Here is a 26,715-nt window from a genome sequence, read left to right on the forward strand (position 1 = left end):
GATTAGGCTACAAAACACCTGAAGAGGTATTCAATGAACACTAACCGCTACTGTTGCACTTCAAACTTGATACTAAGGTGTTTATCACGCTAGTTCAGATCCTACTATCCAGCAAACCGATGCCTCAGAGTGATATCCGCGTGATTTTCAGTGTGAGTGAAGCGTGTAAGTATTGATGCTGTACTTTTCTATGATTAGATATGCAATGGTTTTCTTGAGTTGTGCGCCTTTTGTCGCTGGCGCAGTCATCTTCGCTTCAAGGCAATAGTGACGAAATTTGGGAGCCGCCAGCTTTGGATCATAAATGAATAACTAATTAAAAAGGAGCGCATCGCGCTCCTTTTCCCTAGCTAAAAGATGCAGGTTTATGCGTGCGCTGTATTTCCTGTTATCTCACGTTCTGCTCGCGCTTTATTCACGTAACGCTTCATCAGTATGGATACGATCAATGCGAGAATAAACACGGCTGCAAAGATGTAGAGTGTCATCTCATAACTTCCCGTTACTGTTCGCACATACGCTGCGATTTGTGGGCCTGCTAAGCCTGCCGCTGCCCAAGCGGTAAGGACATAACCATGAACCGCACCAAGTTCTTTGGTGCCAAATAGATCGCCGATATAGGCGGGTAGGGTAGCGAAGCCACCACCATAGCAGGTGAGGATGATGTACAGGACAACCTGGAACAGGATAACGCTGGTGATGTTGGGAAGCAGGTAGAAGGCGACAATCTGTATGATGAAGAATGCCATGTAGGTGCTGGGGCGCCCCAAGTAATCTGACAGTGATGCCCAGGCTATTCTGCCCAGGCCATTGAATAGCGACATTAGACCGACGACGGCGGCAGCTTCTAAAGCCGACAGGCCGATACTTTCTTGTGCCAGCGGTGAAGCTGAGTAGATCACGGCAATGCCGCAGCTAATGTTTATAAACATCATTATCCAAAGCCCATAGAAAGGGCCTGTTTTGGCTGCTTCATTTGCGGTTAACTGGGACAGGTCTTCTACTTTTTTTTGTTTACCAGATTCAATGGCTTCTTTCATATGCTCAGGCATCCACCCCTCTGGCGGACGTTCTAGGTAAAGTGCGGATGCATACATCAACACCATATACACGCCGCCCATAATGAAGAAAGTCATTGGAATACTGAGGGTGTCCATAATGGCGTTGAAGATGGGAGCGCCAATCATGGCACCAAAACCAAAGCCCATGATGGCGAGCCCCGTGGCCATACCGCGCCGATCAGGAAACCATTTAACTAAGGTTGATACCGGTGTGATATAGCCGATGCCAAGACCAATGCCCCCGATTAAACCGTAACTCAGCCAAAGCATTTCCAGACTGCCAAGCGAGGTTGCAACCCCTGCACCTAGCATGCCTAGTCCCCACATCGTACCGGCAACTAAGCCGGCGATTCTGGGACCTCGTTTCTCGATAAAATGGCCGCCAATAGCAGCTGATAAGCCAAGGAAAAAGATGGCAAAGCTAAACGTCCAAGCCACTTCGTTTTTTGACCAGCCGAATGCTTGTTCCAATGGAAGATTGAAAACGCTCCAGGCATAAACAGATCCAATTGACACATGAATGCCAACTGCGGCGGCGGCGATTAGCCAACGGTTTTTCATTGTAGGGCCTTTTCTTATTGGTGTTTATTTGTACTGAAATGTAGCGGAAGTATTAACTATGTTGGGTTGATGTTGATCAACCGATCAAAAACCGACCAGATTAAACTCGTTAACAGTTGTAGTAAGTCACAAATGTGTTTGCCGTGACGTGCAGCTAGTGGATTTACTTGGATTAAAAAATGCCTACCCCAAGGCGAATTCTAATAATTAGGGACAACACGTATGACGGTCGTTACTTTGGTAAGTTTTGTCGGTAGTTCGCGCCCTGGACTACTTAAAGACCTCGCAGAACAATGCCACCAGTTAGGTGCGAGATGGTTAAATAGTAAGGTGAGTTATCTTGGCGGACAAATCGCAGCATTGATCCGAGTTGAGATGCCAGAAGAAAAATCAGTGCAATTAGAGTCTGTGTTCACAGGATGTGGTTGCATCAATGTACGATTTTCAGAGATTCAACAAGAGAAACGGCAACAACACTCACAACTGAAGCTATCGGTCGATGCTGACGATCGTCCAGGGATTGTCAATGAACTCACCCAACTATTTGACCGGCAGGGGGTTGAGGTAGTCGATCTCGAAAGTCACAGGATGGGCGTGGCTGAGCTTGGTGGGAATGTTTTTACTGCTGGTATCACATTGAACTTACCTCCCGAAATTACCCAGGAGCAACTGGTTACTGAGATTGAGTCTATTGCGGGTGATCTGGTCGTTCGTGACGCTGTGCCTGCTTAGTGCGCCTTTATGGCGCCAAATTACAAAGCGTCGAACAGTGTTCGGCGCTTTTTTTACCTAACAGGTATCTCATACAAGACAAGTGACAGCCGCAAATCACGCTGTTCGCGACAGTATTTGCCATTGCAATCAATGCGTACTTGTTGCTGGGTGTTTGCTGATAGGTGGCAGCCACCATATGGTCGCGCAGTTCAATCACTCACCTTAAAAATGGCAGATTTGCTTAGATATACAGCCTGTTTAAGCCATCGTTAAAGCTTTATTGCCAAGTGGCCACTGCTTGTTTAATAAAATGAAATTGATACTTAGTCACGGATAAACTGATCGCTCAGCGGCAGCACACGTACCTTGTGTTAACTCTTTATTCTGTTGAGCGAGAAATATGAGCCGTTCTCAAACTGTTTTTATGGGCCTGGGCTATGCGGGATTAATACCGTTTTTTATCGCCATCGCTTTGATCTTGATGGACCAAACGATATGGGGTGTTGAGGGCTTGCTCCTCTTTACCTCTTACAGTGCGATTATCCTCAGTTTCTTGGCGGGCGCTTTGTGGGGACGTGTCATCGATCGCTCATCTGTTTTGCCCATCAAGCCTGCTATTTTGATCGTCAGCAATTTGTTCGCGTTATGGTCATGGGCGGGGATGCTTGCGGGGCGTGCCGACGCCGCCATTATCGTATTAGCCATTGGTTTTGCCTTGTTGATTGCGGTAGAAACTCATCTGTTTAAAGAAAATGAGCCGGCGACTAAGCCGCTCGAACTCCAAGCCATTGATGGAGAAGCGCAGGGCCGTTTTTGTTACGCGCAATTACGCAGAAACCTGACGATCATGGTGGTCGGTTTGCACGTAGGGGTCATAGCGTTATGAGCATTCAAGCAACAGCGATAGAAACGCTGTACTTCGATGGTCGCTGCGCCATGTGTAGTCGCGAGATCGCCTTCTTAAAACGCCATGCAGACAGCGAGATCTGTTTTGTCGATATCCATGCCGGCGTGTTGCCGGACGGCAGTGATAAACAAGCCATGCTTGAAGTGCTTCACATGCAAGATGCCGATGGTGGTTGGCGTATGGGGATTGATGCAACCTTGTTGGCTTGGTCACACACCCCATTTAGTTGGATCGTCAGCCCATTAAAAATAGGGTGGCTCAGGCCGCTTTTCGAAACCTGCTACGCCAAATGGGCAAAGCGACGTTACTGTCGGTTGTATATGACGCAAGCTAAACAAAAATAGGCGTTGGCGGCCAACTTGCAGAGTTGCTGTCATATATTTTGGTATTGATGGTATCGCGTGACGCTATTTGAAATGCCGTGCAATCAGATCCATTGCCGACAAATAAGCTCCTTCAACTCGTCCACCCGAACACCAATCCCCAATGAGCGCGATGTTCACATCAGGGTTAACCTTCGGACTAGTACTTTCAACGTCCTTATCTAGGTGGGCGTAGCGCCAAAAATGAAGATACTCATGTTCAACAGCTAACTCTGTTCCAAGCACATGACTAAGCCAATCCGCGCCGATTGCTGCCACGCGCTCTCTTGCGTCTTTGCCATGCGACTTAGACCACTCAGGGGAGAAGTGAAGGGTCCACAGATCATCACAACCACCGGGAACTGTTCGTCCCGGCTTTGCCGACAGTCGTGATACCCAGGAGATCACATCATCGCCAAATACGCCTTGGATCTCTGGATTTACATCACCGGCGGTGCCCAGCACCAATGCCCAGCAGGGCTTCATTAAAGATTCCGCAGATGCAATTGGCAGTGTGTTGCTTGGCATTAATTTTTGAGCCTGCGCGGCGGGGATAGCTAAGACCACCCAGTGGTAACCCTGCCACGCCTGCTGCTTCTGATCTACAAGCGACCAATGGCTATCGCGCCTATCTATCTGTTCTATCTGAACGTTCAGATTAACACTTAGGTTGTCAGCCAGATGGTGCGCCATGCTGTTCATGTTCGGCGTCCCAACAAACCGCAAAGTGTCGTCTGGTGATGGCTGAAGTTGTCCATCGATTAGTTTGTGTGGGGTAAATGGCCACAAAGCGGCGACGCCTGTGTTGCACCAATGCTCAACTTCTTCGATGAATCGTGGATCCCGCGCCGTAAAATACTGGGCTCCGGTGTCCGCTGCGCCCCAATCCAATCGCTTGGTTGCTAATCTGCCGCCACGGCCACGGGATTTTTCAAATATATCGACATTGTGCCCAAGAGTTTGCAGCTCTCTAGCAGCTATTAAACCGGATAAACCCGCGCCAATCACTGCGATCTTCATACGTTACGCTCCGACAGTCCGTTGGAAACAACCTTTTTATCTCCCATCAGTTACGCGATGAAACGGTGAGTTGATCAATCAGTGCTGAATTTAGCTACTCACTCATGTTTCTACTCATGCTATGTACGCATGCTATTTACCATCTGTCTCGTGGGCGCAGTTCGCGGCACTGACTGAGCCAATAAAATTAGCGATCCAATACCCTCTTCATGACGTAGTTTTGGTAGAGATAAAAGCATCCTCACGCAACTCATTTATTTAAGTGGTGATATATCAATGTATCGAATAGTCGGTTTACTGCTGTCCATATTTACTGGAGTGGCCATGGCAACTGAAGAGCCCAAATACACAGTTTTGGAAACATCAGAAACGTTTGAACTGCGTGTCTATGCCCCAATCATCATTGCTGAAACGCTGGTTGATGGGCAGATGGATGACGCATCCAGCGCCGGGTTCAAGGCCATTGCCAATTACATTTTTGGCAATAATACGGCCCCCTCTGGCAAAGCAGAAGAGATCAGTATGACAGCCCCCGTAGCCATGGCTGCAGGATCTGAAAACATCAATATGACCTCGCCGGTAACTATGCAGAGCGTTGACAGCAAGTGGCGAGTTCATTTTGTGATGCCCAGTGAATACACCATGGCATCGCTGCCAAAACCAAATAACCCAGCGGTTAAGATCCGGCAAATTCCGCCAACAAATTATGCAGTGATCCAATTTTCCGGTTTTACCGGAGAAGAGAAGGTAGCTAGCCAGACGACACTGCTACTCGAGTGGATGAAAACTAAGGGGATCACGCCGCGGGGGACACCTCAACTTGCTCGATACAACCCGCCGTGGACATTGCCCTTCTTGCGCCGCAATGAGGTGATGATCGCTTACTGACTGTCGGCACATGGGTGTTGAGTAGGCCGCGGTCTCGAAAGGGGAGGCCAGCTGTTCCGTTCATACAGCAGTGCAGAGATAAGGCAAGGGGTACGCCCCATCTCTATCACTTACGTGCCGCCGGTAGGCACTACCAAAATTTATAGCTCACACCAGTAAATATAACGGTTTCATTGTCTCCACTTATCATGGGACTGTCTTTGATATTTGAGTCCAGCATCTGCAAGCGTGCGCCAGCACTCAGTTCCCAGACGTTATTGATCCTGTAAGCACCAGCCAGCTCTACGCCATATTTATATGAACTGCCAGGGGCGTAAGCTGATGCGCCAATAGATTGAGCTTCGTTGTCACTGACACCGTAGTAATAGTTGGCGTAATCGTTATTCATCCATTTGGCAAACCCGCGTGGCATGATCGTGAGTCGGTCTGATACCTGGATAGGATAGCCATAGCCAATGCTGGCTACGGTGCCATCACTCTTGTCAGACACATCAAATGCTATTTTCGCATCCAAGATCCCCCAGCTATCCATATAGCGGTAGCGCGTGCCTGCCATGATGCTCATGTCTCTATCATCAAAGCTTTTCAAATGGTTGCTTTTAGAAGCATCAAACTCTTCTCCGCCAGCCCCTAAAAACAGACTGACGCGATGGTTTTGCTCTTCCCATGCTTTGTAACCAATCTCTAAGCCGTCCATGTAGAAGTTTTCGCTGTCATATTGGATTAGCGGTATCGCGGATTGCCTGTCGTCATAGCCTCGATAAGCATTTGAGCTGTTCGCAACACCCACACCGACTTTTAGTGAAGAGTTAGCTGCGGGTATACCATCCGAAATCGTCTCAATTCCAGCGAAAGCTGGTGTAGTACCAACAACGGCAGTGATGGCAATAGCAGCAAAGTTAACTTTCATATTGTTTCTCCAATAGTTAAATAGGGGGATATCGGTGCGCTATCGCGCAGCACTAGCTTGATTGGCAGTGTCATGGTTGACGGTACGAAATTAGTTTTTTGTGGTGGCGTATTGGCAGAGAAAAACATCCACAACCGCATCCACTTTTGCGGTTAGATCCGCTTGCAAGGGGGCAACTGATTGCTGGATAAGGTTCGGCCAGACAAACATGCCATTGAACAGCGCTTGGTAAAAGTTGAGCACAACACTCGTTTCCACCGGCTTCAGTGCACGGTCACTTATTGCGTCAGAAACCCAACGTATTAACGACTGTGAGGCACGCGTTTTAATTAAGAATAAGTTTGGCTCGGTGGGATGACTCAGCAACTCCATCATCAATATACGAAGGAATGGCAGGCAGCTTGGTTGCGCAAGCACTTGCACTTCATTGTAAGTCGCAGCCACCAATTGATCTCTTAGTGGTTGCGATGGTTCATAATCGTAATCAGGTAGGCGACTAGCATTTTGTAACTCTTGCTCCAGTATCACATGAAACAGCACATTTTTGCTTTCAAAGTAGCGGTACAGCGTTCGTTTCGACACTGACGCCTGTTGGCAAATTCGGTTGATGTTAGCGTGCTCAAATCCTCGTACGAAGAACTCCAGCCGTGACGCTGCAATAATGTCGGATAAGATGCGCTCGGAATTTTTCAATAATGGCTTTCTGGTCATTTATTCATCTTGTGTATACTGTTGAGTTTACATTTTTAATGGTAATCGCAAAATAAACCAATGTAAACTCTAGAGTGTACAAGTTTGTTTTGGCGCTAGTTATTTAAATGGCCGAGATGAGCCTACTGGTTGATTTGTATACTGATAATTTGATTTTTGTTCACGTTAGATAGCTGGTTAGTACGCTAGCAAAGGCGTATCAATCAGCTTGTGCGACAATATGAAGACGCTTGGGCATTGTGATATCTGTGTCGAATTAGTCTGGCAAACTCATTTCGCCGTTGAATGATTGTACCGAGAGGATGGAATAGGGGGCACAAAGCTGAAGCCAGAAAAAATCAGAAGGAAGCGCTTATTCGCGCTGTCCATAAGTTTTCAGCACCGGCTCAACAACGGCTTGGATCTTTATCGCCAGTTCATTGCCTGATACTGGTTCAGCTACATGTAATAGCTGTGACCATAAAAACATACCATTAAATATCGATTCGTAGACGCTGGTGATCAGTGCAACATCCATCGGCTTAATCGCGCCTGCCGTTATCGCTTCGGCAAACCACTGACTGATGGCGGGGGTTTTATATAGGCGTTCCGATAGCGCTCTGGCAGTTTTAGGCTGTCTGAAAAGCTCCATGACCACCGTGCGCGCAAAGGCAATGCCATTAGGCCGATAAAGTTTGGATACCTCTTGTTCAGTAATGGCTGTGAGTTGTTGCTGCAATGATTGTTCAGGCAGATAGCGATAGTCAGACTGGGCATTGTGTTCTGCCTGTTCCAGCGTCAGCACCGCTTCAAACAGCAGTTCTTTACTCTCGAAGTGTTTGTATAACGTGCGCTTGGAGACTTCGGCCAATTCACAAATCTTGTTCATATTTGCCGCTGCAAACCCTTTCTCAATAAATTCCTGCTTGGCGGCTGTAATAATGGACTGGTGCTTCAACTCTGTCAGTTTCATGTTGTTCTCTATTGAGTTATTGATCTAGCATCACTGATATTAGCAGTCCAATGCAACAAAGTATACTTGGCAGTTTACATTGGGTGGGGAAGGTGATTTAATAGGTAGAAAGTAAACTGTTGGTTTTACCTTTGGTGTCTTAGCCTAAGACGGTGTTAGTCACTACTAAAGTGAACCATGACTAAACAGCTTATCAATCCCAAGTTTTGGAAACGAGCGAGATAACGTGGTGAATTCAGCAAAAGTGATGACGAGTAAACGGTGGCAATTGTCAGTTTCTATTTGGTTTGGCTTAGCCCTGACGGCCATGGTACTGACTGGTTGCGGCTCAGAACCAGAAAAGACAAAAGCCGTGGTCATTCGCCCCGTGCTCAGTGAGGTTGTAAAGCCAGGACAAAGCAGCGGTCTGGCGTTTACTGGCGTGGTACAAGCGGCTCAACGCGCCGATTTAGCGTTTCGTATTAATGGGCGCTTAACCGACATACGGGTTAATGAAGGGGATATCGTGAAAGCGGGGCAACTCATTGCCTCGCTGGACGCCAAAGACGCAGAATTGGCGCTTAAAGCGGCGCAACTGGAACTTAACAATACCCGAGCTGAATACGAGCGTGGCAAAGCGTTATTTGAGCAGAGCCAAGCGATCTCTAAAAGTGACTTGGACAAATTATCCACCCGTTACCAACTTGCCGAAAATCGTGTCAGTGAAGCAACCCAGCAATTGGATTATACCCACTTGCACGCGCCCTTTGATGGCATCATTGCTCAGCGCATGGTCGACAATCATGTCCAGGTGCAAGCGAATGAAACGCTGTTTATGCTGCATGACTTGGACAATCTGGAAGTTGTGATCCAAGTACCTGATCACATCATGACAGACAAGCATGGTAATCAACGTGCCGTTGCTGAACTTTCAGTATTCCCCAATTACCAGTTCGATCTAAGCGTGAAGTCTTATGCCACCCACGCAGATCCTGCAACGCAAACCTATGCCGTCACTCTTAGTTTTAATGACTTGGATGGAAAAGCCATACTCCCTGGAATGACAGCACGGGTATTGCCTGCACCTGGAGAGCAACACGGCCAAAGCAAGGTGTTAGTGCCACTTTCTGCCGTCTCTCCTGACAACCTGGGGCAACAGTATGTGTGGGTGATTAACGACAAAAATCGTGTTGAACAACGCTTTGTTGAAACTGGTGAACTTTATGGTGATCGTATCGCTGTTATCCAACACTTGATGCCAGGCGAAATCATAGCGATCGCGGGCACAACAAGCTTGGTTGCAGAGATGGAAGTTCGACCGACGCAAGAAAAAAGTACTCAGGAGAAGAAGTAGATGAACATCGCCCAATACACCATTACTAAGCGCACCAGCGTTTGGGTATTGATGCTGATGACCCTGCTGGGTGGCTATCTTAGCTACCAAAATTTGGGTCGATTTGAAGACCCTGAATTTGTTATTCGCCAAGCCGTGATTGTCACTCACTATGACGGTGCCACTGCACAAGAGGTTGCTGATGAGGTGACCGATCTGATTGAAGGTGCGGTGCAATCTCTACAGGAGCTGAAAGAGGTTGAATCGGTTTCTCGCCCGGGCGTGTCACAGGTCACTGTTGAGATGGATATGGCGTTTGCAAAAAGTGACGCCGACCTGCAACAGATCTGGGACAAGCTTCGCCGTAAGGTCAGTGACGTGCAGAACCAACTGCCGCCAGGTGCCGGCCCCTCTATCGTTAATGACGACTTTGGTGATGTTTATGCCCAGTTCTATGCCATCACAGGTGAAGGTTTTAGCGACAAACAATTGCAGGATTACGTAGACAATATTCGCAGAGAGCTGGCGCTGGTTCCCGGTGTTGCCAGAACAACGACCCTTGCCGAAAAACAGGAGGCGATTTTTGTCGAGTTTGCTCGCGAGCGTTTAGCCCAATCGGGCATCTCGATGGAACAGATATTTGACGTGCTCGCCCAGCAAAATCGGGTAACGGTTGCCGGAACCATTACCACCGAGAATATGCGTGTTCCGGTGATCCCTGCCAGTAATTTTCAGTCAACCGATGAACTGAAAAACCTTCACCTCACCATAGGATCCGACAACACGGTTATTCGCCTGGGCGATATCGCAAATGTAACCCGTGGCTATCAAGAGCCGTTTAACCAACTGATGCGTTATAACGGCGAGCGTGCGATAGGTTTGGGGATCTCAAACATGGCGGGAGGCAACGTTGTTACCATGGGCGACGCCGTTAAAGCACGCCTAGCAGAGCTGGAAGATCAACGTCCACTTGGGATCGAGCTGCACGAAGTCTCGTTGCAATCAGACTCGGTGCGTGATTCTGTCGCTGATTTTGTCATCAACCTGATGATGGCTGTCGTCATTGTTTTTTGCGTACTGCTGATATTCATGGGGGCCCGCTCCGGCGTTATTATCGGCTTTGTGTTGCTGCTTACCGTGGCGGGTACGCTATGTATTATGCTGTTCGACGGCATTGCCATGCAGCGGATCTCGTTAGGGGCATTGATTATTGCGCTGGGCATGCTGGTAGATAACGCTATTGTGATTACTGATGGCATCCAGGTTCGCTTGCGCGAAAACCCTAATCTCGACCGTAAACAGGCCGTAAAAGAGGTTGTCAGTGCCACACAGTGGCCACTGCTTGGCGGCACGTTGGTGGGAATACTGGCGTTCAGCGCCATCGGGCTGTCACCCTCAAATATGGGAGAATACGCAGGCTCACTGTTCTGGGTGATCCTTTACTCCATGATATTGAGTTGGTTGTTTGCGATCACCATCACTCCAATGCTGTGCCACGATTTTTTAGAAGCGAAAGATAAATCTAAATCAAGCCAAGGCGATGAATCTAAGTCAGTGGAAGATAAACCAAGTGCACTGATGAACCGCTACAAAGCCTTGCTTGAATGGGTACTGCAACATCGCAAGCTCACTTTGGCAGTTATCCTCGGAGTCTTGTTTACTGCGGTTTATGCGCTGCGTTTTGTCCCACCTGGTTTTATGCCTGAATCTCAACGCCCGCAGTTTGTGGTGGATGTTTATTTGCCACAAGGGTCTGATATCCATCGCACCGAAAAAGTGATGGCCGCTATGGAGCAAGACGTTCTGGCTAAGGCTGGAGTCACCAATGTGACCAGTTTTATTGGCGGGGGTGGCCTGCGCTTTATGCTGACCTATTCGCCGGTTACTGCTAACCCAAGTTATGGCCAGTTATTGGTGGATGTTGATGACTTCCATCGTATCAGCCCACTGTTGGCAGAGCTGCAAGGTGAGCTTAACGCTTCCTATCAAGACGCCAGCGTGATGGTATGGAAGTTTGTATTGGGCCCCGGTGGAGGTAAGAAAATCGAAGCGGGTTTCAGAGGCCCAGACAGTCAGGTGCTGCGGCAGTTAGCTGAACAGGCGAAAGCGAAAATGATCGCCAATCCGAACTTAATCGCGGTGCAGGATGACTGGCGCCAGCAAGTCCCCGTATTGCAACCTGTTTATGCGCCAGACCAGTTACAGCGTTTTGGCCTGACATCTCATGATGTTAACCAAGCCATTGCGCAAACCCTGACCGGCCGTAACGTGGGGGTATATCGTGAAGGTAATGATCTGATACCTATCATTGCCCGCTCACCGGAACATGAACGCGATCGTCAGCAGGCAATTGAAAATACGCAGGTATTCAGCGTCAAAACCGGACGTTTTATCCAGGTGAGTCAATTGATCGAATCGCTAGATGTGGTGTGGCAGGATGATGTACTCAAGCGTTTTGAACGTGTGCCTACCATTATGGCGCAGGCCGATCCTGCGCCCGGTATATTGACCGCCGAAGCGTTTGCCAGCATTCGTGATGAGATAGAAGCGATGCCACTGCCCCCAGGCTACTCACTGGATTGGTTTGGCGAGTACAAAGATGCGAAAGAAGCAGATGAAGCCATCGCCATCTCTGCGCCCTATGGCTTTGCTGCGATGGTGTTGATTGTGGTACTGATGTTTAACGGTGTGCGTCAGGCGCTGGTTATCTGGCTTACCGTACCCTTGGCGGTTATCGGTGTTGCTGTTGGCCTGATCCTGTTCCAAACGCCATTTGAGTTTATGGCTACTCTGGGTTTCCTTAGTTTGGTGGGCATGATGGTAAAGAACGCGATTGTACTGGTGGATCAGGCTGATCAGGATATCCAAGCGGGTATAGAGCCTTACTTAGCTGTGATAAAAGCCGCCACTAGCCGAGCCCGCCCGGTCGCCCTCGGCGCTTGCACCACCATCTTAGGTGTGGCACCGCTGCTGGCAGACCCTTTCTTTAAGAGCATGGCTGTCACCATCATGTTTGGTTTACTGTTCGCTACGGTGCTGACGTTAGTGGTGATCCCGTTGTTCTATTCGATGATTTTCCGAGTAAAGATACCCGCTTAAACGGCGGGTAGGAGTGACAAATGATGAAATGCATAAAGAGTTCAACTAGACCCTTTAAAGCGCTGTACATTGGTTTAACTGCGCTCGGACTAACGCTGGTATCCATGTCGGCTTGGACGAAAGAGCAGCAAGTGCAGGATTGCCGTATCGTTGCGACCTATATCGAGCGTCAATTTCCTCCGTTTGCTCAAGACGTCGAGCATTCAGAAGCAGGTATGCAAAATTTACAAAGTAAAACAGAGTTACTTGCTGATCCAGACAGCAAACAAAGACTGTCGATGTTTAGGCAGCAAGTATTAGCAATGAAGCAATCAACCGGTATCAACAAAACAGCGTTGTGGAATGCTCAATACCAGAAACGCTGTGCTTCCACGTTTTACTAGTCGATGGAGAGACGAGTACAACAGCTTATCGTTGGCGTGAAGTATTGTTCTTCGGCGCTGCGATAGAGGTCATGGCAGCAAGTCGTTACCAGGTGAGTCAGGTCAAAGGCTTGCTGCCAAAAGTTATTCCTATCCTCATAATCCCCTGAATAGCCTTGTTCAATATGCTAATCAGCATCCGCTGATGATTGTGAACTAAATATGATTTAACACCTTGTCGGTTTATTCTTGCCTTTTTATAAACGGCTATAAGCGTCAACGCATTCGCAATTGCCGCGGCAACAGATAGACTTCAGCATTAGATGGTTTTTTAACTTGTTGATTTGAGAGGAAGACGCTTTGGCAAAAATCAAGGTTGGTATCAGTAGCTGCTTAGTTGGTGAGCCGGTGCGTTTTGATTCCGGGCACAAGCGAAATCTCTATGTGACAAACGTCTTGCACGATTATTTTGAGTTCGTGCCGTTTTGCCCTGAGGTCAGCATAGGTTTGGGGATCCCACGACAGACGATACGGCTGTCGTTACAGGATGATGAAGTGCGCTGTATTGGCTCTAAAGATCCAGCGTTGGATGTCACCGAGAAGCTGTATCAATCTGCCGAAGATCAGAAACACTGGCATGACGAGCTGTGTGGTTACATCCTCAAAAAAGACTCTCCTAGTTGTGGTATGGAACGCGTTCGATTGTACAAGGGAGATACGCCTGATCGTGTCGGTGTTGGTCTCTATGCCAAGCGTCTGATGGAGAACTTCCCCAACCTGCCGGTCGAAGAGGAGGGGCGATTAGGCGATCCAGTATTGCGTGAGAACTTTATCCAACGGGTTTTTGTCTACTATCGTTGGCGACAGATGATGTTAGAACCATTGACGCTCGATAAACTGATGCAGTTTCACGCACGGCATAAGTTCATTTTTGTCAGCCATGATCAAAATTTGGCGAGCGAGTTGGGACGTTGGTTGTCTGAACAGGGTAAGGAGAGTCTGGCCGCAGTAAGCCAAGCCTATCTGACAAAGATGATGACGTTACTCAAGGTGAGGGCGACTCGTCAAAACCATGCCAACACGCTGACTCACATTCAAGGCTTTCTGAAAAAGCATGTGACTGGTTTGGATAAACAAGAGCTGGTTGAGACGATCAATAATTATCGCCTCGGCTTGCTGCCACTGATCGTCCCTTTAACGCTACTGCGGCATCATTTCTTACATCATCCGAATGATTACATTGATGGATCTTACTATATGCGGCCGCACCCCAGCGAGTTGATGCTGCTCAATCCGCTATAAGCGTGTTCAAAGTGGGGGAGTTTGAGTTGTTTCATGTGCGGTTGATGTTTTCACAAGACTGCTCTCTAAGAGAGATTGTTACAAGATCTTGATTGTTTAAGCCACGATAATTGGCTATAACCTTTCGCACTTACTATGGAGCAATGAAGTTACGCTTATGAATCGCACGCCGACACACAAACCTAGACCGATGATTGACCTTATGGTCAGCGTCATTTTGCCCTCAATTATACTGATGAAGTTTAGTGGTGAAAGTGAGTTAGGTGCGGCGGGTGGCTTGATCGCTGCTCTGGCATTTCCTCTGGGCTGGGGCCTTTTCGAATTAGTTAGATATAGAAAGTACAACTTCATTGCTTTGTTGGGCTTAGCGAGTGTTTCTCTCACCGGCGGTATTGGGCTATTTGAGCTTGATACCCAATGGTTAGCAATTAAGGAAGCGGCGATACCTGCGATCATAGGTATTGCGGTGTTGGTTTCGACCTTTACCCCTTATCCGTTAGTCAAAGCTTTGTTGTTCAATCCAGACGTTATGGATGTGAATAAAATTAAACAAAGGCTAGAAGAGCATGATAGTGCCACAGCATTTGAACGGCGTTTGATGAAAGCCACATACTTTGTGGCTGGTTCTTTTGGTTTTTCAGCTGTGATGAATTACGTTCTCGCCAAGTATATAGTGACTAGCCCTGCGGGAACGCAGGCCTTTAATGAAGAGCTTGGCCAGTTAACGCTCTATAGCTATCCAATGATTGCATTGCCGTCCATGGTGATGTTGATGGCTATTTTTTACTACCTATGGCGTACCATTCATGATCTGACGGGGCTTGAGCTAGAAGAAGTCTTATCATCGAAGATGCAGCAGAAATAGGGTGTTCTGCTGAAATAGAGGCCATTCAGAGGCGAGTGTTAACTGGATAAAAAAGGGGAGCACTACAGTGCTCCCAAATCAGGCGAAGGAGAAACTAGTAGCTGTAAATTCCTATAGAGTTAGGTTGCAGGCTGGTCGTTAACTCACCGTATTCACTGGTTGTTAGTGGACTTTCGCCAAAACCAGCCAGCGGCGTGAGTTCTGTCTCTTGGCCACCCAGATCCAAGTTTACGTTTACATCCGCAGTGCTCAGGTTAAGTATGACGAGTACGCTAGTACCTTGATGTTCGCGGGTGTAGGCAAGCACTTCATCATCCTTCAGCACACTGATGCTGCCGTAGCGCAGGGCTGGAGTGTCTTTCCGAAGTTGTATCAGCGTTTTGTAATGGTTCAGCAATGAGTCAGGATCGGCCTCGGCGGTTTCTACGTTGAAGTCGGCGACATTGCCCGCATGGTTACGAAACGGCTCAGCAGCCTCGGTAAATCCACCTTCCGCGGTCCAACTCATTGGTGCCCGTAGTGCGTGGTCATTGGTTGCCCCGGCTGTATGGCCCATTCCTATTTCCTCACCGTAGTAGATGAAAGGGCGACCTGGCAGTGTTAACAGCGTGGCTGCAGCCAATTTGTACTTGTCGATGTTGCCATTCAGCTGTTCGTATACGCGATGTCCGGCAAATTCATCATGGTTGGCGAGAATAATCCCTGCTTCGTTTAAACGATCGTAACTGAGGTAGCCAGCCAAGTATTGGTCGGTTGAACGGTTTATTACCGTGCTCATGATTTGATAGTTAAGACCAAAGGCAAACGCCGAACCACAACCTTGCGGGCCGTTGGTATCACCCACATTGGCAGGGTTTTCGCAGACGATATAACGGTTGCTGTAGTCTTCCATGATCAGCTGTTGCAAGCCAAACAGTACATCCATGTTTTCTGGTTGGTTGGTTTGCCCTTCATGCCCTGGGCCATTTTCAAATAGTTGACCGACGGCGTCGAAGCGGAAACCGTCCATCCCAGCATTTAACCAATAGCGTAAGTTGTTGTGGTGGAAGTCGATAACATCCTGATTGTGTAAGTTAAAGTCAGGCATGTAGTGTTGAAATATGCCGTAATAAAAGCCGCCATTCTGGCCCGGATGCCAGCCCGGCCCCCAGTATCCGATCCATCCATCCTCTTCTTCAACTGGGTTGGTTTCGCTCCACACGTACCAGTCACGCTTATCACCAACGCTATTGTCTGAATCGAGGAAAAGGGGATTGGCGCCAGAGCTGTGGTTGATGACATAGTCCATGATCACACCGATACCACGGGCGTGAGCTTGTGCTAAGAACTCATCGAAGTCTTCTCTTGTACCGTAGTCGGTTTCCATTGTTCGGTAGTTTTCAACTTCGTAGCCGTGGTCGTTGTCTGAACTTTCGTTAATAGGCAGCAACCAGATCCCTTCGACACCTAGATCCTGCAGGTAGTCCAGTCTTGATGTTAGACCTTGAAAGTCGCCGATACCATCACCGTCAGAGTCCATATAGCTGCGTACATATATTTCTGCAAACACAGCGCCCTCATGCCAACCTGCAGGCATCGTCGGCTGGTCATCCACGGCGACTACGCTCATATCCATCAGGACTTCTGCGGTACCGTCACTCGGGGTGGGCGTGGGGTCAGGGTTGCCACTGGAGGAACCACCACAGGCACTGAGTAGCATGGCTGCTGCGATAGCACTTAAAGAAAACTTCGTATTCATTCCATTATTCCCTTTCTAAAACTGAACTTGCTAACTGTTTTGCTGCTAGGCAATGTTTTAGCTGATCACGGGTAGGGAAAAATAGGGGATGAATGTAATAGCCCGTAAGAATGTGTAAGTGAGCGGTTTGCGTCACATTTTCTTTGTTATTTAGTGGGTTGGGAGTGATATTTCAAAGCAAGCACCGCTAAGGCTGGTTGAATTTGTTGCTTGCACGTGGCCGCCATGCCACTCAACCACACGGCTGACAATGGCTAAACCCAAGCCGTAATGCTCTTCTTTGCGGGAGCGATCTGTAGCCAACTTAACGAACGGCGTGAACACAGTTTTGTATTGATCTGCTGGGATCCCGTCGCCGTCGTCCTCTACAGAGATATGAATATGTGTATTGTCAAAGCGCAGTGATACCAGCACCTCCGAGCGGGCGTAGTTGATTGCGTTGCTGACTAGGTTTTGCAAGGCGCGATAACACCAGTGATAGTCAAAGTTGTGCAGTACTGATTGCTCGGGATGGTATAGGGTAAGTGTTACCTCTTCCTGTTCAGCTATTACGCTATTTTCTGCGACCAGCTCTTGTAGCAGTTCGCTGAGGTTTTGATAGTCTCGTTGAATGCGTTTGCTGTGTTGCTCCATACAGGCATAGTCAAGAAACGCTGTGGTCATTGCTTCCATACGACTAAGTTCGGTATCCATCCGTGATAGGTAGCCTCTGCATTTTTCAGGATCGGTGGTGTCTTGTGCTGCGTCCAGCCCAAAGCGCAGACAGGCCATGGGCGTACGAATGTCGTGCGACAGGCTACGCGCAAGGATCTGATTGTCGGTCATTAGTTTTTCTATCTGTGCAGCCATATGATTAAAACTGCTTTCCAGTTTTTCTAAATAAGAGAAGCGAGGCGATGCAACCCGTATCTGAAATTGGCCTTTCCCGATTTTGTCTGCTGCCTGATTTAGCCGAAAAAGGCTGCGGGTTAATGGCCACAGCCACAAAACAAGCGTGCCGCACAAACCGATATAAAAGGCGATGCTGAGTGCCAGATCGACGGTCTGGCTTCGTGTGTTGGGTGGTGGGAGTTGCAGTTGCAGTAATAGTTCCGGGAATTCAGGGATTGCCCGGTATAGTAGTGGCCCGTTTTCGGAGGCCAATACTAAACCGCCTGGTTCAGTTAACTGGCTTTCTAATGCGGCAGGCAGAGCATAAAGCTCGCGGCTTTCTGTGCTGGCGGTGATGCCGAAGTCTGCGCTGAGCGCGGTTAGCACTTCGTCATGCTTGGCTATCGGAGTGTGGCTTAGGTGATTAGCTAGGCCGTCGGCTAGTTGACCATAGTGGCTGTCTTGTGATGTGCCTGCATTAAGATCTGCTTCGCTGGCTATCTGATCAAAACCCCACCCCAGTAAAAACAGTGCGCCCAGTGAGCAGCAGATAATGCTCAGATAAAGCCGCTTCATTGGTTAGACACTTTGTTCATAACTTGGTGCTGCCCATGCGTCTGGCACAAACAGGTAGCCTTTGCCCCAGACCGTTTTAAGCTTTTGTGGATGTTGTGGATCATCGCCAAAGGCTCGCCTGAGGTTAGATAACATGACGTCAAAACGGCGATCAATGCCGTCATACTCGAAGCCTCGTAAATTTTGGAAAACGGTTTCTCTGGATACTATCTGCCCTGAATGCGTGGCTAAAAACCATAAAAATTCAAATAGTCCGCTAGACAGCTCTATCTCTTCTCCACACCAGCGAACGCGTTCGCAGTGCCTGTTAAGCTCTAGCGCACCAAATGTGAGTAGATCTAATTGGCTGGTGTCATTTTGGCGCCGAGAAGCAGAGAGCAGGGCATTGATCCTTGCTAACAGTGCGCGGGGACGTACTGGCTTTATTATATAATCGTTTGCCCCGGCTTCCAGACCCATTACCTCGTCGTACTCATCGCCGCGGGCACTCATGATTAATACCGGGATATCGGATTGCTGTCGCAGCTGACGGCAAGCTTCAATGCCATTCATGCCAGGGAGCATCACGTCTAGTAGAACGATATCGAAGTGACCGTCATTGAACACAGGCAGTACCTGGTCACCGCGTTCAACATGGACTACTGAAAAATCATGCTCAGCTAAAAACTCGGCGATCCAATCAGCCAGGGATGCATCGTCTTCTACTAGCAAGACCGAGTGTGTGTTGGTCATCTTAGAACAGCCTCCATCGGCGCGGTGTTTTCTGATGCTCATACACCCAAACCACGCTGATCCGTTTCTCTGCCAAGCGGCGCCTGTCAGGCATTCGAGACAGCCAAAAATTTAACGTTTGGGTTGAGTCAAATTCATAATGGAATACGCTGCTGGATTGGTTCTCCCAGCAGGCGAGGGGGCGGTAACGTCGGCCAATATGAAGGCAAACATCTTGTGGCGTGTCCAGTTGCCAGTTTAATGCGATGCGGGTGCGACAAGGCTCGCCCTTGTTCTGGACAACACATTTACTCGGTGTTGCCGTCAGCATTGAGGTATCTTGCAGTGCTGGGTCGATAACAATAGGCGAAGGGAAATGGCCATTGTCTGCCAGTACCTGAGCTTGAGTTGGTATGGTGACCTGACCGATGACGGTAAAGCGTGGACGGTTATTAAACTGATTGACGGCAATTACTTCAAAGTTGCTGTTTGAGAACTCTTTATAGTCAGCAATTGAGAATTCGGGCGCGCCGATGCTGCTATCCCGATAGTTCTTTAACACTGACTTCCAAAAATTCCGGTCATGTAGTGCACGTCCCTTTGGACGATTGACGATGACGTATGTCGGCGCGACTGGCTCCCATTTCATTGTCATGCGGTCATCATCGATGGTGATGTCAATCGGTTGGTAGGCATACCGCACACGAAGATAATGAACCATTTCAGATGGTTGCAAAAGAGCCAGATCAACCTGTCTTGACTGACCTTTTGAGATAAATAGAGGTGATGGAATGTCGGTTGGGCGTGCTGGCGCATCTGTGGCTACTGCATTGAGAGGCAGCATGATCAGTAGGATGGATAGGAACAGGTTGCACTTCATCGGGCTGTCCTTGGTTTAATCTTACTGTCCTTGGTAAATGGCCACTGGCGTTATCGTTGAGTATGTAGCAGCACCCAAAGCCGGTTTCGTTAACTGTTATAAGCGTGTTGCTACGTCGTTTTTTAACCGGCGTCGTTTGCTCTGAACGCATGCTAAGCATCAGAATACATTTAATTAATTTAGCGTGAGTGTAATTAATCACAGGGGCGGGTTAAACCCATGAACGGCCTAGGATTGGTGTTTTTTTTAAAGAGGTGGGTGCGCTCACGTTTTCTTTGGTTGTTGAATAAAAATTCGATAAATGGAAAATTTTTATCAAATGTAAACGCCAAAATGCATTCAAGGTCGTATAGGACAACTCTTGGCATGAATATCTATGCAATGATAAGTATGTTTTGGAAGTCGATCCGGGTTCGGATCAATCGATAGCCACTATCTATCAGGAGTATGAATGAGTAATCGAAATTATTTTAGCTGGCGTCACGCGGTTGTTGATATGGCGGCAGCCGAAGGCGTATCTCCAGAGACCATTTCTGAGCAACCAGCCAAAGTGTTTCAGGAGCAATATTTCAAGAAGAACTTGTCTGTGACTGACGCGGTTCAACGGTTAAAGCAGGCTGACTGTTCGGTGCGACGAACGGCAGCTAGCGTTGTTTGAAAAACACCGGCTTAGGGGCATAAGGAATGGCATGTTTAATATGGAGGCGTCATAAACCCTAGGCAGTGATGCTTTAACACAATCTTTGATAACTGAGGTTTGATGACTATGGATGGTCATCATCACCGCCGAGAAATACCCCTTCCTAATCACTTTTTGTCTTCACGGCGTTAAAGCCGAACTGTTCGCTATTTAAAGCGAGATCTCAAACTTACGCCATCGATATCCGCTAGCCGATCCGCTTTAGCTTCAAAAGGTAGATGCTGACCAACAGTGCAACGGTAAGGAGTAGTGCCGTTAGTGCGAGCTGCTGGGTAATAAGAATGCTCACGCAGATGCTTAACCAGAGTGTTATTAAAGCTGTTTTAAGTGTTTTGCGAGTGATCGCGCGTTCACGCAAATATCGGCGGATAGCGGAACCAAACACTGGATGTTTTAGTAATTTGTTTCTTAATCGTGGAGAGGCATTAAAGCTAAGGATGGTGGCCAATATAAGGAATGGCGTAGTAGGGAGAACGGGTAAGAATATTCCCGCAGCACCTAATATCACACATAGCATTGCTGCTGTGGCTAGGGCGGCACGTTTGAAGTGATAACTAGCTTTTGCCATTGCTCTATTGTGCCGTAATTTGCTGAAAAATTGAATGAAAGCCTAGGGCAAAAAATAGTTGGCTTTGCAATGGAACTGTTCGGAGAAAGATAGCCGGTGTGTTGAGAATGTAGTTTACTGAAGAAGGGCTCACTGATGGCAAAATCAGCGAACCCTAATCTGTATCCGTACCGACTTAACCGTGTGGTCTAGCCGGGTTATTCTTCTTCGAAAGATTTTTCAAATTGCTTGCGCAGTTTTGCCACTGCTTTGTCTATTTCTGGTTTGATCGCATCAACGCCCATTTCATTGAGCTTATCTGGATCGACCGTTTCCATGACAATACGTTGCATCGCTTGCGAAACGATAACATTGGTCTCGGTGTCTATGGCTTCAAACTCAACAAATAACATCGGCATATCATCGCGGAAACCGGCAGTCGTGATGAAGGTGATTGGCAGGTATTGCCATGCTGCCAAATCTTCTTTTGAGTTGGTAATGCCAGTAAACGCCGTTTTTAATTGCAAGACTTTCGTTGATTCGCCGACTTTCTGCTCTGTACCGAACTCCGACACCATCTTTTGTGAAAAGTACTCCGCGAGCTCTTTTTGGGTTTCGATGTTAAGGGAGGACTCTTTCTTTAGTTCGTCAGATAAGATGACTTGGGTCGGCTCGAATTCTACCGTACCGTATTCATTAGGGTTGAATCCGTCTGCGCGCCAGCGTAAAAAATTTTCATCATCTTTCACTGGTTTCAATTGATCGTAGCTGCTTAAAAAACCACTGTGTGAATCTTCAACATCTGGTGCGGACGAACAGCCCATCATGCTGAATAGTGCTGTGGCAATAATTGAGCTAGTAATAAACTTTAACTTCATCTGAGAACTCTCCGTGTGACAACTTGTTCAATAGCTTTGGGCTGGTAATAGATATAGTGCGCTAACATAGTAAAGGTGCCTGACTAGACACCTTTTCACTATTGATGCTCTTAATCCACTAGTTACGTTTATACACGGTTTTTCCTTGAAGAACCGTAGTTAACACCTTGGTTTTATGGATATCTTGCACTGGGATCTGCAAAAGATTTTGGTCAATGACAATAAAGTCGGCTGATTTACCAACTTCAATCGAGCCTGACTCATTCTCGATATCAAGGGGTTTGTTTAGTGCTATCGATTTTCTTCGATTCTTCGTAGGGCAGGTACACGTGGCCAAGCCTTAATCCTAATGTGGCCAATACCATCACCAGCATTGCCATGGCGATCCAGAAGACACTGAGTGCGTCCATCTCTTTCATCCCGAGGGTTAAATAACGGGCGAGGGCAATCACCGCAATATAGATGGGGTAACGCACGGGGACGCGTCCAAGTTCGACGTAGAGGCGAGACATCGCCAGCACTTCCAGGTAGATAAACAGCAGCAAAATATCACTGAGGTAGACGGCTTTCGCTTTAATTACATGCTGTACTTCCATGCCTATGGCAATGAGTGTCGCCAATGCAATTAGCAGTAGTAAAATTTTCTCGACGATAGATATTCCCACTGTGAAGTAGTGTCGCAGCTGCGGTCTGATATCCATATGACAACGCCTTCTATATGCTCATGATATTCTGGTTTGACCAGAACAAGCATAGCGTATAAGTCATTCATTTTGATAGTTTCATTGCTGTTAGGTTGGCCAGTGGTGATCACTTTTGCCAATCAATACGCAAGAGGGGATACTGTTAGCGTGAAAATAATAATAGGAATAAAACTCATGGGATTACGTCGGCTGTTTGTTTTTGTTGCTAGCTGTTTTGTTACGTTAAACGTAGTGGCTCAAACCTCCGTGCTGCATGTGGGGGAAGTGTTGGCGGTGCCTGGTGAATCACCGCTTAAGCAACAAACCATTGTCATTAGTGATGGCGTGATCACCGATATGCAATCGGGTTACATAGAGCCGTCCAAGTTTGATGCGGATGCTGTTTATATTGACCTCAAGCAACAGTTCGTTTTGCCCGGCCTGATGGATATGCATGTTCATCTCCAAGGTGAGCTGGGGCCGAAAAATGATTCGGAAATGCTCAAAATGTCTAATCCATTGATGCAGATGCGCTCTTATATGTTCGCTATGCGCACGCTCAATGCGGGTTTTACTACGGTGCGAGATGTGGGCTCCAGTGGCCAAGAGATGTACGCCATGCGTGATGCCATCAACAAGGGCTGGATCGATGGTCCACGTATTATTGCTGCCGCGTTTGTGGGGATCACGGGAGGGCATGCAGATATTAGCGGCATTAAACCTGAGTTTATGGAATTCCTAGATGAACAGAATCATACCATTTGCGATGGCCCTTACGATTGCCGACGGGCAACTCGTCATGCCATTAAGTATGGGGCAGACTGGATAAAGATAACATCTACTGGCGGTGTGCTGACTGACCGTGCCACCGGCACTGGGCAGCAGATGGAGATGGATGAGTTGCAAGAGGTGGTATTAGCAGCCAAGCGCATGGGGCGTAAAGTGACCAGTCATGCCCACCAAGAAGATGGCATTATCGCTGCATTGCAGGCGGGTGTTGCCAGTATTGAACACGGTACTTATACCAGTGATAGTGCTATCCAACTGTTCAAACAGTCCGGGGCCTATCTCGTGCCTACATTGTTGGCGGGCGACACCGTGGTGCAGATGGCAAATAACACCGATGTGCTGAGTGAAGCGCAAAAAGCCAAAGCTCTCAAAGTTGGGGCTGATATGCAGGGTAACTTCGCCAAAGCGTATAAAGCGGGGGTCAAGATCGCCTTTGGTACTGACAGTGGTGTATCTAAGCACGGCATCAATGCGCAAGAGTTTTTGTTGATGCACAAGGCTGGCATGTCTCCGATGGAGGCGATTAAAACGGCCACTGTTAATGCCGCGGCACTGATCGACATGAGTGACACTTTGGGCACGATTGCTGTGGGTAAACAGGCAGATATCATCGCGGTAGATGCTTCGCCACTCGATAACCTAGAAGAGTTATTGGATGTCGATTTTGTAATGAAAGGCGGTAAGGTGATCAAGCAGTAGCCGTTAACAACGCTCAATCGCACAATAAAAAACGCACTTCGGTGCGTTTTTTATGTTCAGCGGGTGGGCTTATTTATCTGGCCTTACCGTTGTCATGCCACTGTCATCTTGTTGTCATAAATTGTTTGCGGTTCTTTCGACTGAACGTTCATTATGTTGCATATTTTCCGACACTTCTTTTTGCTTGGGCTGACCAGTTTTGGCGGGCCCGCCGCTCACTTAGGCTATTTTCATCGCCTATTTGTTGTAAAGCTTGGGTGGCTTGATGATGCCGCCTACGCACGTTTGGTTGCACTTAGTCAGTTTTTGCCTGGGCCCGGCTCCAGCCAAGTGGGTTTCGCTATTGGCTTAAAGCGTGGGGGGCTTATTGGTGGGTTGATCGCCTTCACCGCCTTTACCTTACCTTCATTTCTAGTCTTATTAATACTTGCTGTGCTGGCGGCACAATTTGAACAAAATAGCTATTTGTTGGGGGCGATCCATGGCTTAAAACTGCTTGCCGTTATTGTGGTGGCCGATGCGACGATGAAAATGTTCAATAGCTTTTGCAAATGCAAAGTGACTGCGGGCTTGTGTGTTTTTACCTCGGTGGTGTTACTGCTGATGCCTGGGTTATGGGCCCAGTGTGGGGTACTTGTCATCGCGGCGACTATTGGTGCTATTGCACTACGCCAGTCTGATTTTGATACCAGCGCAGCAGCCTCGCGTACTGTAGCTGTGCCACCGCGTTGGTGGGCTTTGCTACTGTTTGCAGCCCTGTTTTTAATATTGCCACTGCTGAGTCAAGATCATCTGTGGTTGGCTCTGTTCAGTGACTTCTTCCAAGCGGGCAGTTTGGTGTTCGGCGGTGGGCATGTTGTGCTGCCGCTGTTGCAGGTGACTGTTGGCGATAGCTTGAGTCAGTCGCAGTTTCTTACCGGCTATGCTGCTGCGCAGGCCGTTCCTGGACCAATGTTTACCTTGGCTACCTACTTAGGTGCCATGGTGATACCCAGTGCTCCGGTCGTCGGCGCAATTGTCGCCACTTTGGGGGTATTCATGCCGGGGTTGTTGTTGATGCTGGCGCTGCATAACAGTTGGGAAGCAATGGCAAGACGCCCGCTGTTGGCTGGCGTGATTGCGGGGATAAATGCCGCCGTCGTTGGCTTACTGTTAGCGGCACTGTATCAACCGGTATTTAGTAGTGCGGTCGGCTCTGCGGTGGATTTTGCCTGGGTGGTGGTCGGTTTCTTTCTGTTGAATAAGGTAAAGATGCCCGTGTTCGCTTTGGTAGTGCTAAGTGCAGGGGTAGGGTTGGCTTTGTCGCTGGTCGGCTAATTGTTGGAAAAAACAGATGTTCCCAACCTAAAAGCTCAATCTTAACTATTGCTGAGCCTAAGGTCGGGGATCTGACTTCTATTGGGTGGAAAGTATTACCACATCAGATCGTCTGGGATCTGGAAGTCTGCATAAGGATCTTCTTCATCGGTTTCAGGCGCCGTGCTCTGCTCTGCGCAATAGATGACATAGCTTTCATCGCGCTGGCGGATCTTATCGGCAGCTGCCGTCGGGATAAGCTTGTAGCTTTCATCCAGTTTGACGATAGTTAAACGGCCCAAAGTGACTTGCTTGTGGGTGGCCGCGTCAGTGTATAGGCGTTTCACCTTGGTACCGTCGGTGAAATTATAAGCAATGTCACCATTATCTGTCGCCACAGTGTTGGTTTCTATAATTTGTCGGCTCTGCGCGGTGATCGCTTTTTGTTCCGCCTCGAGCTTGCGTTGTTGGTTTAGCTCGCGGTCTTTGGCTAACTTCTCTTGCTTCGCTTGTTCAGCTAACTGCTTTGATTCGGCGGTTTCTACCTTTTTACTTTTGCGTTGCTGATGTTTCTGCTTATTAATTTTCAGCGCTTTTTTCTTGTCGGCCAAGCCGGCCTTGAGTAGTTGTTCCTGAAGCGACAGCGCCATGGAATACCTCATTTAATTGAATAGAGAATGTAGCCTGAGTGCTACTCAGGCTGCAAATTAGTGGCATTTTATAGGATGCTGCGGTTACGGTCATCCCTGTGTTTTAGATATGTCTGTGTAGTTAGCTTTTAGCGTGAAGAAATAATGCAATAAAAACATAACTCTGTGAGGTTGTTTCCTATACTAATCAACAGTACTCATCAAGGAAGCATCAATCATGATCATAGAGCGCGTTAAACAGATTACTTCTAAACTTATCTTTGTCACCTTGTCACTCATCTTCGCTTTGGCCTCTTTCGGTTGTATGCAGCAGGAGATGGTTGGCGGCCCTTGTGAGTATCGATCGGAACAGGTTGCTGCCGTAGTCGATAAATTGCAGGACGAATATGTTTTGATGATGCATGAAGAAGATGATTTTGTTTATGTCGTTGATTATGGCTTATTTGATGGTAAGCCGACGCTCGGTGATCGATATATGTTAGCGATCGAAGTGATCACATCTGGTACTTGTACACCTTATGTGGTTCAGTCTGCGACAAAATCCTGAACCTCATGATGTAGGGGGAATGACAGCCACCTCTATCATTCTAACTCTTCTAACCGCTGCTTTATTGTGGGTTGGCCACTGGCGTTAACCCGTTTGCTGTGGCGGTTATGATCTTAATCTCTTTC

27 protein-coding genes are annotated in these 26,715 nt (G+C 47.9%); 13 read left to right on the top strand and 14 right to left on the bottom strand.

From position 1 onward, the window contains the following. Positions 1 to 365 precede the first annotated feature (365 nt). Positions 366 to 1,622 (bottom strand): L-lactate MFS transporter, encoded by a 1,257-nt coding sequence (locus EZV61_RS13345; RefSeq protein WP_114336351.1) that lies wholly within the window; start codon positions 1,620 to 1,622, stop codon positions 366 to 368. A gap of 222 nt (positions 1,623 to 1,844) precedes the next feature. Between EZV61_RS13345 and EZV61_RS13350 the strand changes: the two genes are divergently transcribed. From EZV61_RS13350 to EZV61_RS13360, 3 genes are all read left to right on the top strand, one after another. Then, positions 1,845 to 2,354 (top strand): glycine cleavage system transcriptional repressor, encoded by a 510-nt coding sequence (locus tag EZV61_RS13350; protein ID WP_131416191.1) that lies wholly within the window; start codon positions 1,845 to 1,847, stop codon positions 2,352 to 2,354. Positions 2,355 to 2,736: 382 nt separating this feature from the next. Beyond that, positions 2,737 to 3,222 (top strand): DUF3429 domain-containing protein, encoded by a 486-nt coding sequence (locus EZV61_RS13355; RefSeq protein ID WP_131416193.1) that lies wholly within the window; start codon positions 2,737 to 2,739, stop codon positions 3,220 to 3,222. Continuing rightward, complete coding sequence (locus EZV61_RS13360) at positions 3,219 to 3,587, top strand: thiol-disulfide oxidoreductase DCC family protein (protein WP_130565763.1); 369 nt, start codon at positions 3,219 to 3,221, stop codon at positions 3,585 to 3,587. The genes EZV61_RS13355 and EZV61_RS13360 overlap by 4 nt, the downstream gene beginning before the upstream one ends. A 63-nt stretch (positions 3,588 to 3,650) precedes the next feature. Here EZV61_RS13360 and EZV61_RS13365 read toward each other — a convergent pair whose 3' ends face one another. After that, the gene (locus tag EZV61_RS13365) at positions 3,651 to 4,625 is read right to left on the bottom strand and encodes an NAD(P)/FAD-dependent oxidoreductase (protein WP_131416195.1); all 975 of its coding nucleotides are present in this window, start codon (positions 4,623 to 4,625) and stop codon (positions 3,651 to 3,653) included. A 324-nt stretch (positions 4,626 to 4,949) separates the two neighbouring features. Here EZV61_RS13365 and EZV61_RS13370 point away from each other — a divergent pair, with 324 nt between their 5' ends. After that, positions 4,950 to 5,513 (top strand): SOUL family heme-binding protein, encoded by a 564-nt coding sequence (locus tag EZV61_RS13370; RefSeq protein ID WP_131416197.1) that lies wholly within the window; start codon positions 4,950 to 4,952, stop codon positions 5,511 to 5,513. 130 nt (positions 5,514 to 5,643) lie between these two features. Here EZV61_RS13370 and EZV61_RS13375 read toward each other — a convergent pair whose 3' ends face one another. From EZV61_RS13375 to EZV61_RS13385, 3 genes are all read right to left on the bottom strand, one after another. Then, positions 5,644 to 6,423 (bottom strand): MipA/OmpV family protein, encoded by a 780-nt coding sequence (locus EZV61_RS13375; protein ID WP_131416199.1) that lies wholly within the window; start codon positions 6,421 to 6,423, stop codon positions 5,644 to 5,646. Positions 6,424 to 6,513: 90 nt separating this feature from the next. Further along, positions 6,514 to 7,134, bottom strand: coding sequence for a TetR/AcrR family transcriptional regulator (locus tag EZV61_RS13380; RefSeq protein ID WP_130565755.1), 621 nt, complete (start codon positions 7,132 to 7,134; stop codon positions 6,514 to 6,516). Positions 7,135 to 7,486: 352 nt separating this feature from the next. After that, positions 7,487 to 8,086: a TetR/AcrR family transcriptional regulator gene (locus tag EZV61_RS13385; RefSeq protein ID WP_130565754.1), complete on the bottom strand. Its 600-nt coding sequence runs from the start codon at positions 8,084 to 8,086 to the stop codon at positions 7,487 to 7,489. Between the two features lie 247 nt (positions 8,087 to 8,333). On the opposite strand from EZV61_RS13385, the gene EZV61_RS13390 reads away from it, so the two are divergent. The 5 genes from EZV61_RS13390 (at position 8,334) to EZV61_RS13410 (ending at position 15,026) form a co-directional block, all read left to right on the top strand. Then, positions 8,334 to 9,419, top strand: a complete 1,086-nt coding sequence (locus EZV61_RS13390; protein ID WP_165569609.1) for an efflux RND transporter periplasmic adaptor subunit — start codon at positions 8,334 to 8,336, stop codon at positions 9,417 to 9,419. Beyond that, positions 9,420 to 12,497: an efflux RND transporter permease subunit gene (locus EZV61_RS13395; RefSeq protein ID WP_131416201.1), complete on the top strand. Its 3,078-nt coding sequence runs from the start codon at positions 9,420 to 9,422 to the stop codon at positions 12,495 to 12,497. Positions 12,498 to 12,517: 20 nt separating this feature from the next. Continuing rightward, on the top strand, positions 12,518 to 12,880 hold the full coding sequence (locus tag EZV61_RS13400) for a hypothetical protein (protein ID WP_131416203.1): 363 nt from the start codon (positions 12,518 to 12,520) through the stop codon (positions 12,878 to 12,880). 339 nt (positions 12,881 to 13,219) lie between these two features. Further along, complete coding sequence (locus EZV61_RS13405; protein ID WP_131416206.1) at positions 13,220 to 14,161, top strand: YbgA family protein; 942 nt, start codon at positions 13,220 to 13,222, stop codon at positions 14,159 to 14,161. Positions 14,162 to 14,318: 157 nt separating this feature from the next. Beyond that, a complete protein-coding gene (locus EZV61_RS13410) occupies positions 14,319 to 15,026 on the top strand; it encodes a VC0807 family protein (RefSeq protein ID WP_131416208.1) in 708 nt (235 codons plus the stop codon). A gap of 94 nt (positions 15,027 to 15,120) precedes the next feature. Here the strand turns inward: EZV61_RS13410 and EZV61_RS13415 are convergent, their stop codons facing one another. The 4 genes from EZV61_RS13415 to EZV61_RS13430 all read right to left on the bottom strand — a co-directional run bounded on the left by EZV61_RS13415 (position 15,121) and on the right by EZV61_RS13430 (position 19,801). Then, complete coding sequence (locus EZV61_RS13415; RefSeq protein ID WP_131416210.1) at positions 15,121 to 16,764, bottom strand: alpha-amylase family glycosyl hydrolase; 1,644 nt, start codon at positions 16,762 to 16,764, stop codon at positions 15,121 to 15,123. Positions 16,765 to 16,914: 150 nt separating this feature from the next. Further along, positions 16,915 to 18,210 (bottom strand): sensor histidine kinase, encoded by a 1,296-nt coding sequence (locus tag EZV61_RS13420; protein WP_131416212.1) that lies wholly within the window; start codon positions 18,208 to 18,210, stop codon positions 16,915 to 16,917. A 3-nt stretch (positions 18,211 to 18,213) separates the two neighbouring features. Continuing rightward, positions 18,214 to 18,942 (bottom strand): response regulator, encoded by a 729-nt coding sequence (locus EZV61_RS13425; protein ID WP_131416214.1) that lies wholly within the window; start codon positions 18,940 to 18,942, stop codon positions 18,214 to 18,216. Position 18,943: 1 nt separating this feature from the next. Then, a complete protein-coding gene (locus EZV61_RS13430) occupies positions 18,944 to 19,801 on the bottom strand; it encodes a DUF3019 domain-containing protein (RefSeq protein WP_131416216.1) in 858 nt (285 codons plus the stop codon). Positions 19,802 to 20,252: 451 nt separating this feature from the next. Between EZV61_RS13430 and EZV61_RS13435 the strand changes: the two genes are divergently transcribed. After that, entirely contained in the window at positions 20,253 to 20,459 is a 207-nt protein-coding gene (locus EZV61_RS13435) for a hypothetical protein (protein ID WP_114336365.1), read from the top strand. A 229-nt stretch (positions 20,460 to 20,688) separates the two neighbouring features. Here EZV61_RS13435 and EZV61_RS13440 read toward each other — a convergent pair whose 3' ends face one another. The 4 genes from EZV61_RS13440 to EZV61_RS13455 form a co-directional block, all read right to left on the bottom strand. Beyond that, entirely contained in the window at positions 20,689 to 21,069 is a 381-nt protein-coding gene (locus tag EZV61_RS13440; protein ID WP_131416218.1) for a YbaN family protein, read from the bottom strand. Positions 21,070 to 21,266: 197 nt separating this feature from the next. After that, complete coding sequence (locus tag EZV61_RS13445; protein WP_131416220.1) at positions 21,267 to 21,926, bottom strand: DUF3313 family protein; 660 nt, start codon at positions 21,924 to 21,926, stop codon at positions 21,267 to 21,269. Between the two features lie 118 nt (positions 21,927 to 22,044). Beyond that, on the bottom strand, positions 22,045 to 22,263 hold the full coding sequence (locus EZV61_RS19710) for an amidohydrolase family protein (RefSeq protein ID WP_131416222.1): 219 nt from the start codon (positions 22,261 to 22,263) through the stop codon (positions 22,045 to 22,047). Further along, positions 22,199 to 22,627, bottom strand: coding sequence for a phosphate-starvation-inducible PsiE family protein (locus EZV61_RS13455; protein ID WP_114336369.1), 429 nt, complete (start codon positions 22,625 to 22,627; stop codon positions 22,199 to 22,201). The genes EZV61_RS19710 and EZV61_RS13455 overlap by 65 nt, the downstream gene beginning before the upstream one ends. 177 nt (positions 22,628 to 22,804) lie before the next feature. Between EZV61_RS13455 and EZV61_RS13460 the strand changes: the two genes are divergently transcribed. Both EZV61_RS13460 and chrA read left to right on the top strand, forming a co-directional pair. Beyond that, positions 22,805 to 24,097 (top strand): metal-dependent hydrolase family protein, encoded by a 1,293-nt coding sequence (locus EZV61_RS13460; protein WP_131416224.1) that lies wholly within the window; start codon positions 22,805 to 22,807, stop codon positions 24,095 to 24,097. A gap of 153 nt (positions 24,098 to 24,250) precedes the next feature. After that, positions 24,251 to 25,414, top strand: coding sequence for a chromate efflux transporter (gene chrA, locus EZV61_RS13465; RefSeq protein ID WP_131416226.1), 1,164 nt, complete (start codon positions 24,251 to 24,253; stop codon positions 25,412 to 25,414). Between the two features lie 95 nt (positions 25,415 to 25,509). Here the strand turns inward: chrA and EZV61_RS13470 are convergent, their stop codons facing one another. Continuing rightward, positions 25,510 to 26,043: a DUF2058 domain-containing protein gene (locus EZV61_RS13470; protein WP_131416228.1), complete on the bottom strand. Its 534-nt coding sequence runs from the start codon at positions 26,041 to 26,043 to the stop codon at positions 25,510 to 25,512. Between the two features lie 217 nt (positions 26,044 to 26,260). Here EZV61_RS13470 and EZV61_RS13475 point away from each other — a divergent pair, with 217 nt between their 5' ends. Continuing rightward, entirely contained in the window at positions 26,261 to 26,590 is a 330-nt protein-coding gene (locus EZV61_RS13475) for a hypothetical protein (protein WP_130565740.1), read from the top strand. The last annotated feature ends 125 nt before the right edge of the window (positions 26,591 to 26,715 follow it).

The organism is Corallincola luteus, from assembly GCF_004336975.1.
GTDB lineage: Bacteria > Pseudomonadota > Gammaproteobacteria > Enterobacterales > Neiellaceae > Corallincola > Corallincola holothuriorum.

Coding starts and splice junctions, on each gene's coding strand:
- EZV61_RS13435 (WP_114336365.1), top strand. CDS start 20,253: ATGAGTAATCGAAATTATTTTAGCTGGCGTCACGCGGTTGTTGATATG.
- chrA (WP_131416226.1), top strand. CDS start 24,251: ATGTTGCATATTTTCCGACACTTCTTTTTGCTTGGGCTGACCAGTTTT.
- EZV61_RS13430 (WP_131416216.1), bottom strand. CDS start 19,801: ATGAAGTGCAACCTGTTCCTATCCATCCTACTGATCATGCTGCCTCTC.
- EZV61_RS13425 (WP_131416214.1), bottom strand. CDS start 18,942: ATGACCAACACACACTCGGTCTTGCTAGTAGAAGACGATGCATCCCTG.
- EZV61_RS13470 (WP_131416228.1), bottom strand. CDS start 26,043: ATGGCGCTGTCGCTTCAGGAACAACTACTCAAGGCCGGCTTGGCCGAC.
- EZV61_RS13400 (WP_131416203.1), top strand. CDS start 12,518: ATGATGAAATGCATAAAGAGTTCAACTAGACCCTTTAAAGCGCTGTAC.
- EZV61_RS13380 (WP_130565755.1), bottom strand. CDS start 7,134: ATGACCAGAAAGCCATTATTGAAAAATTCCGAGCGCATCTTATCCGAC.
- EZV61_RS13355 (WP_131416193.1), top strand. CDS start 2,737: ATGAGCCGTTCTCAAACTGTTTTTATGGGCCTGGGCTATGCGGGATTA.
- EZV61_RS13455 (WP_114336369.1), bottom strand. CDS start 22,627: ATGGATATCAGACCGCAGCTGCGACACTACTTCACAGTGGGAATATCT.
- EZV61_RS13420 (WP_131416212.1), bottom strand. CDS start 18,210: ATGAAGCGGCTTTATCTGAGCATTATCTGCTGCTCACTGGGCGCACTG.
- EZV61_RS13395 (WP_131416201.1), top strand. CDS start 9,420: ATGAACATCGCCCAATACACCATTACTAAGCGCACCAGCGTTTGGGTA.
- EZV61_RS13350 (WP_131416191.1), top strand. CDS start 1,845: ATGACGGTCGTTACTTTGGTAAGTTTTGTCGGTAGTTCGCGCCCTGGA.
- EZV61_RS13360 (WP_130565763.1), top strand. CDS start 3,219: ATGAGCATTCAAGCAACAGCGATAGAAACGCTGTACTTCGATGGTCGC.
- EZV61_RS13460 (WP_131416224.1), top strand. CDS start 22,805: ATGGGATTACGTCGGCTGTTTGTTTTTGTTGCTAGCTGTTTTGTTACG.
- EZV61_RS13365 (WP_131416195.1), bottom strand. CDS start 4,625: ATGAAGATCGCAGTGATTGGCGCGGGTTTATCCGGTTTAATAGCTGCT.
- EZV61_RS13445 (WP_131416220.1), bottom strand. CDS start 21,926: ATGAAGTTAAAGTTTATTACTAGCTCAATTATTGCCACAGCACTATTC.
- EZV61_RS13415 (WP_131416210.1), bottom strand. CDS start 16,764: ATGAATACGAAGTTTTCTTTAAGTGCTATCGCAGCAGCCATGCTACTC.
- EZV61_RS13475 (WP_130565740.1), top strand. CDS start 26,261: ATGATCATAGAGCGCGTTAAACAGATTACTTCTAAACTTATCTTTGTC.
- EZV61_RS13375 (WP_131416199.1), bottom strand. CDS start 6,423: ATGAAAGTTAACTTTGCTGCTATTGCCATCACTGCCGTTGTTGGTACT.
- EZV61_RS13345 (WP_114336351.1), bottom strand. CDS start 1,622: ATGAAAAACCGTTGGCTAATCGCCGCCGCCGCAGTTGGCATTCATGTG.
- EZV61_RS13440 (WP_131416218.1), bottom strand. CDS start 21,069: ATGGCAAAAGCTAGTTATCACTTCAAACGTGCCGCCCTAGCCACAGCA.
- EZV61_RS13390 (WP_165569609.1), top strand. CDS start 8,334: ATGACGAGTAAACGGTGGCAATTGTCAGTTTCTATTTGGTTTGGCTTA.
- EZV61_RS13410 (WP_131416208.1), top strand. CDS start 14,319: ATGAATCGCACGCCGACACACAAACCTAGACCGATGATTGACCTTATG.
- EZV61_RS13370 (WP_131416197.1), top strand. CDS start 4,950: ATGGCAACTGAAGAGCCCAAATACACAGTTTTGGAAACATCAGAAACG.
- EZV61_RS13385 (WP_130565754.1), bottom strand. CDS start 8,086: ATGAAACTGACAGAGTTGAAGCACCAGTCCATTATTACAGCCGCCAAG.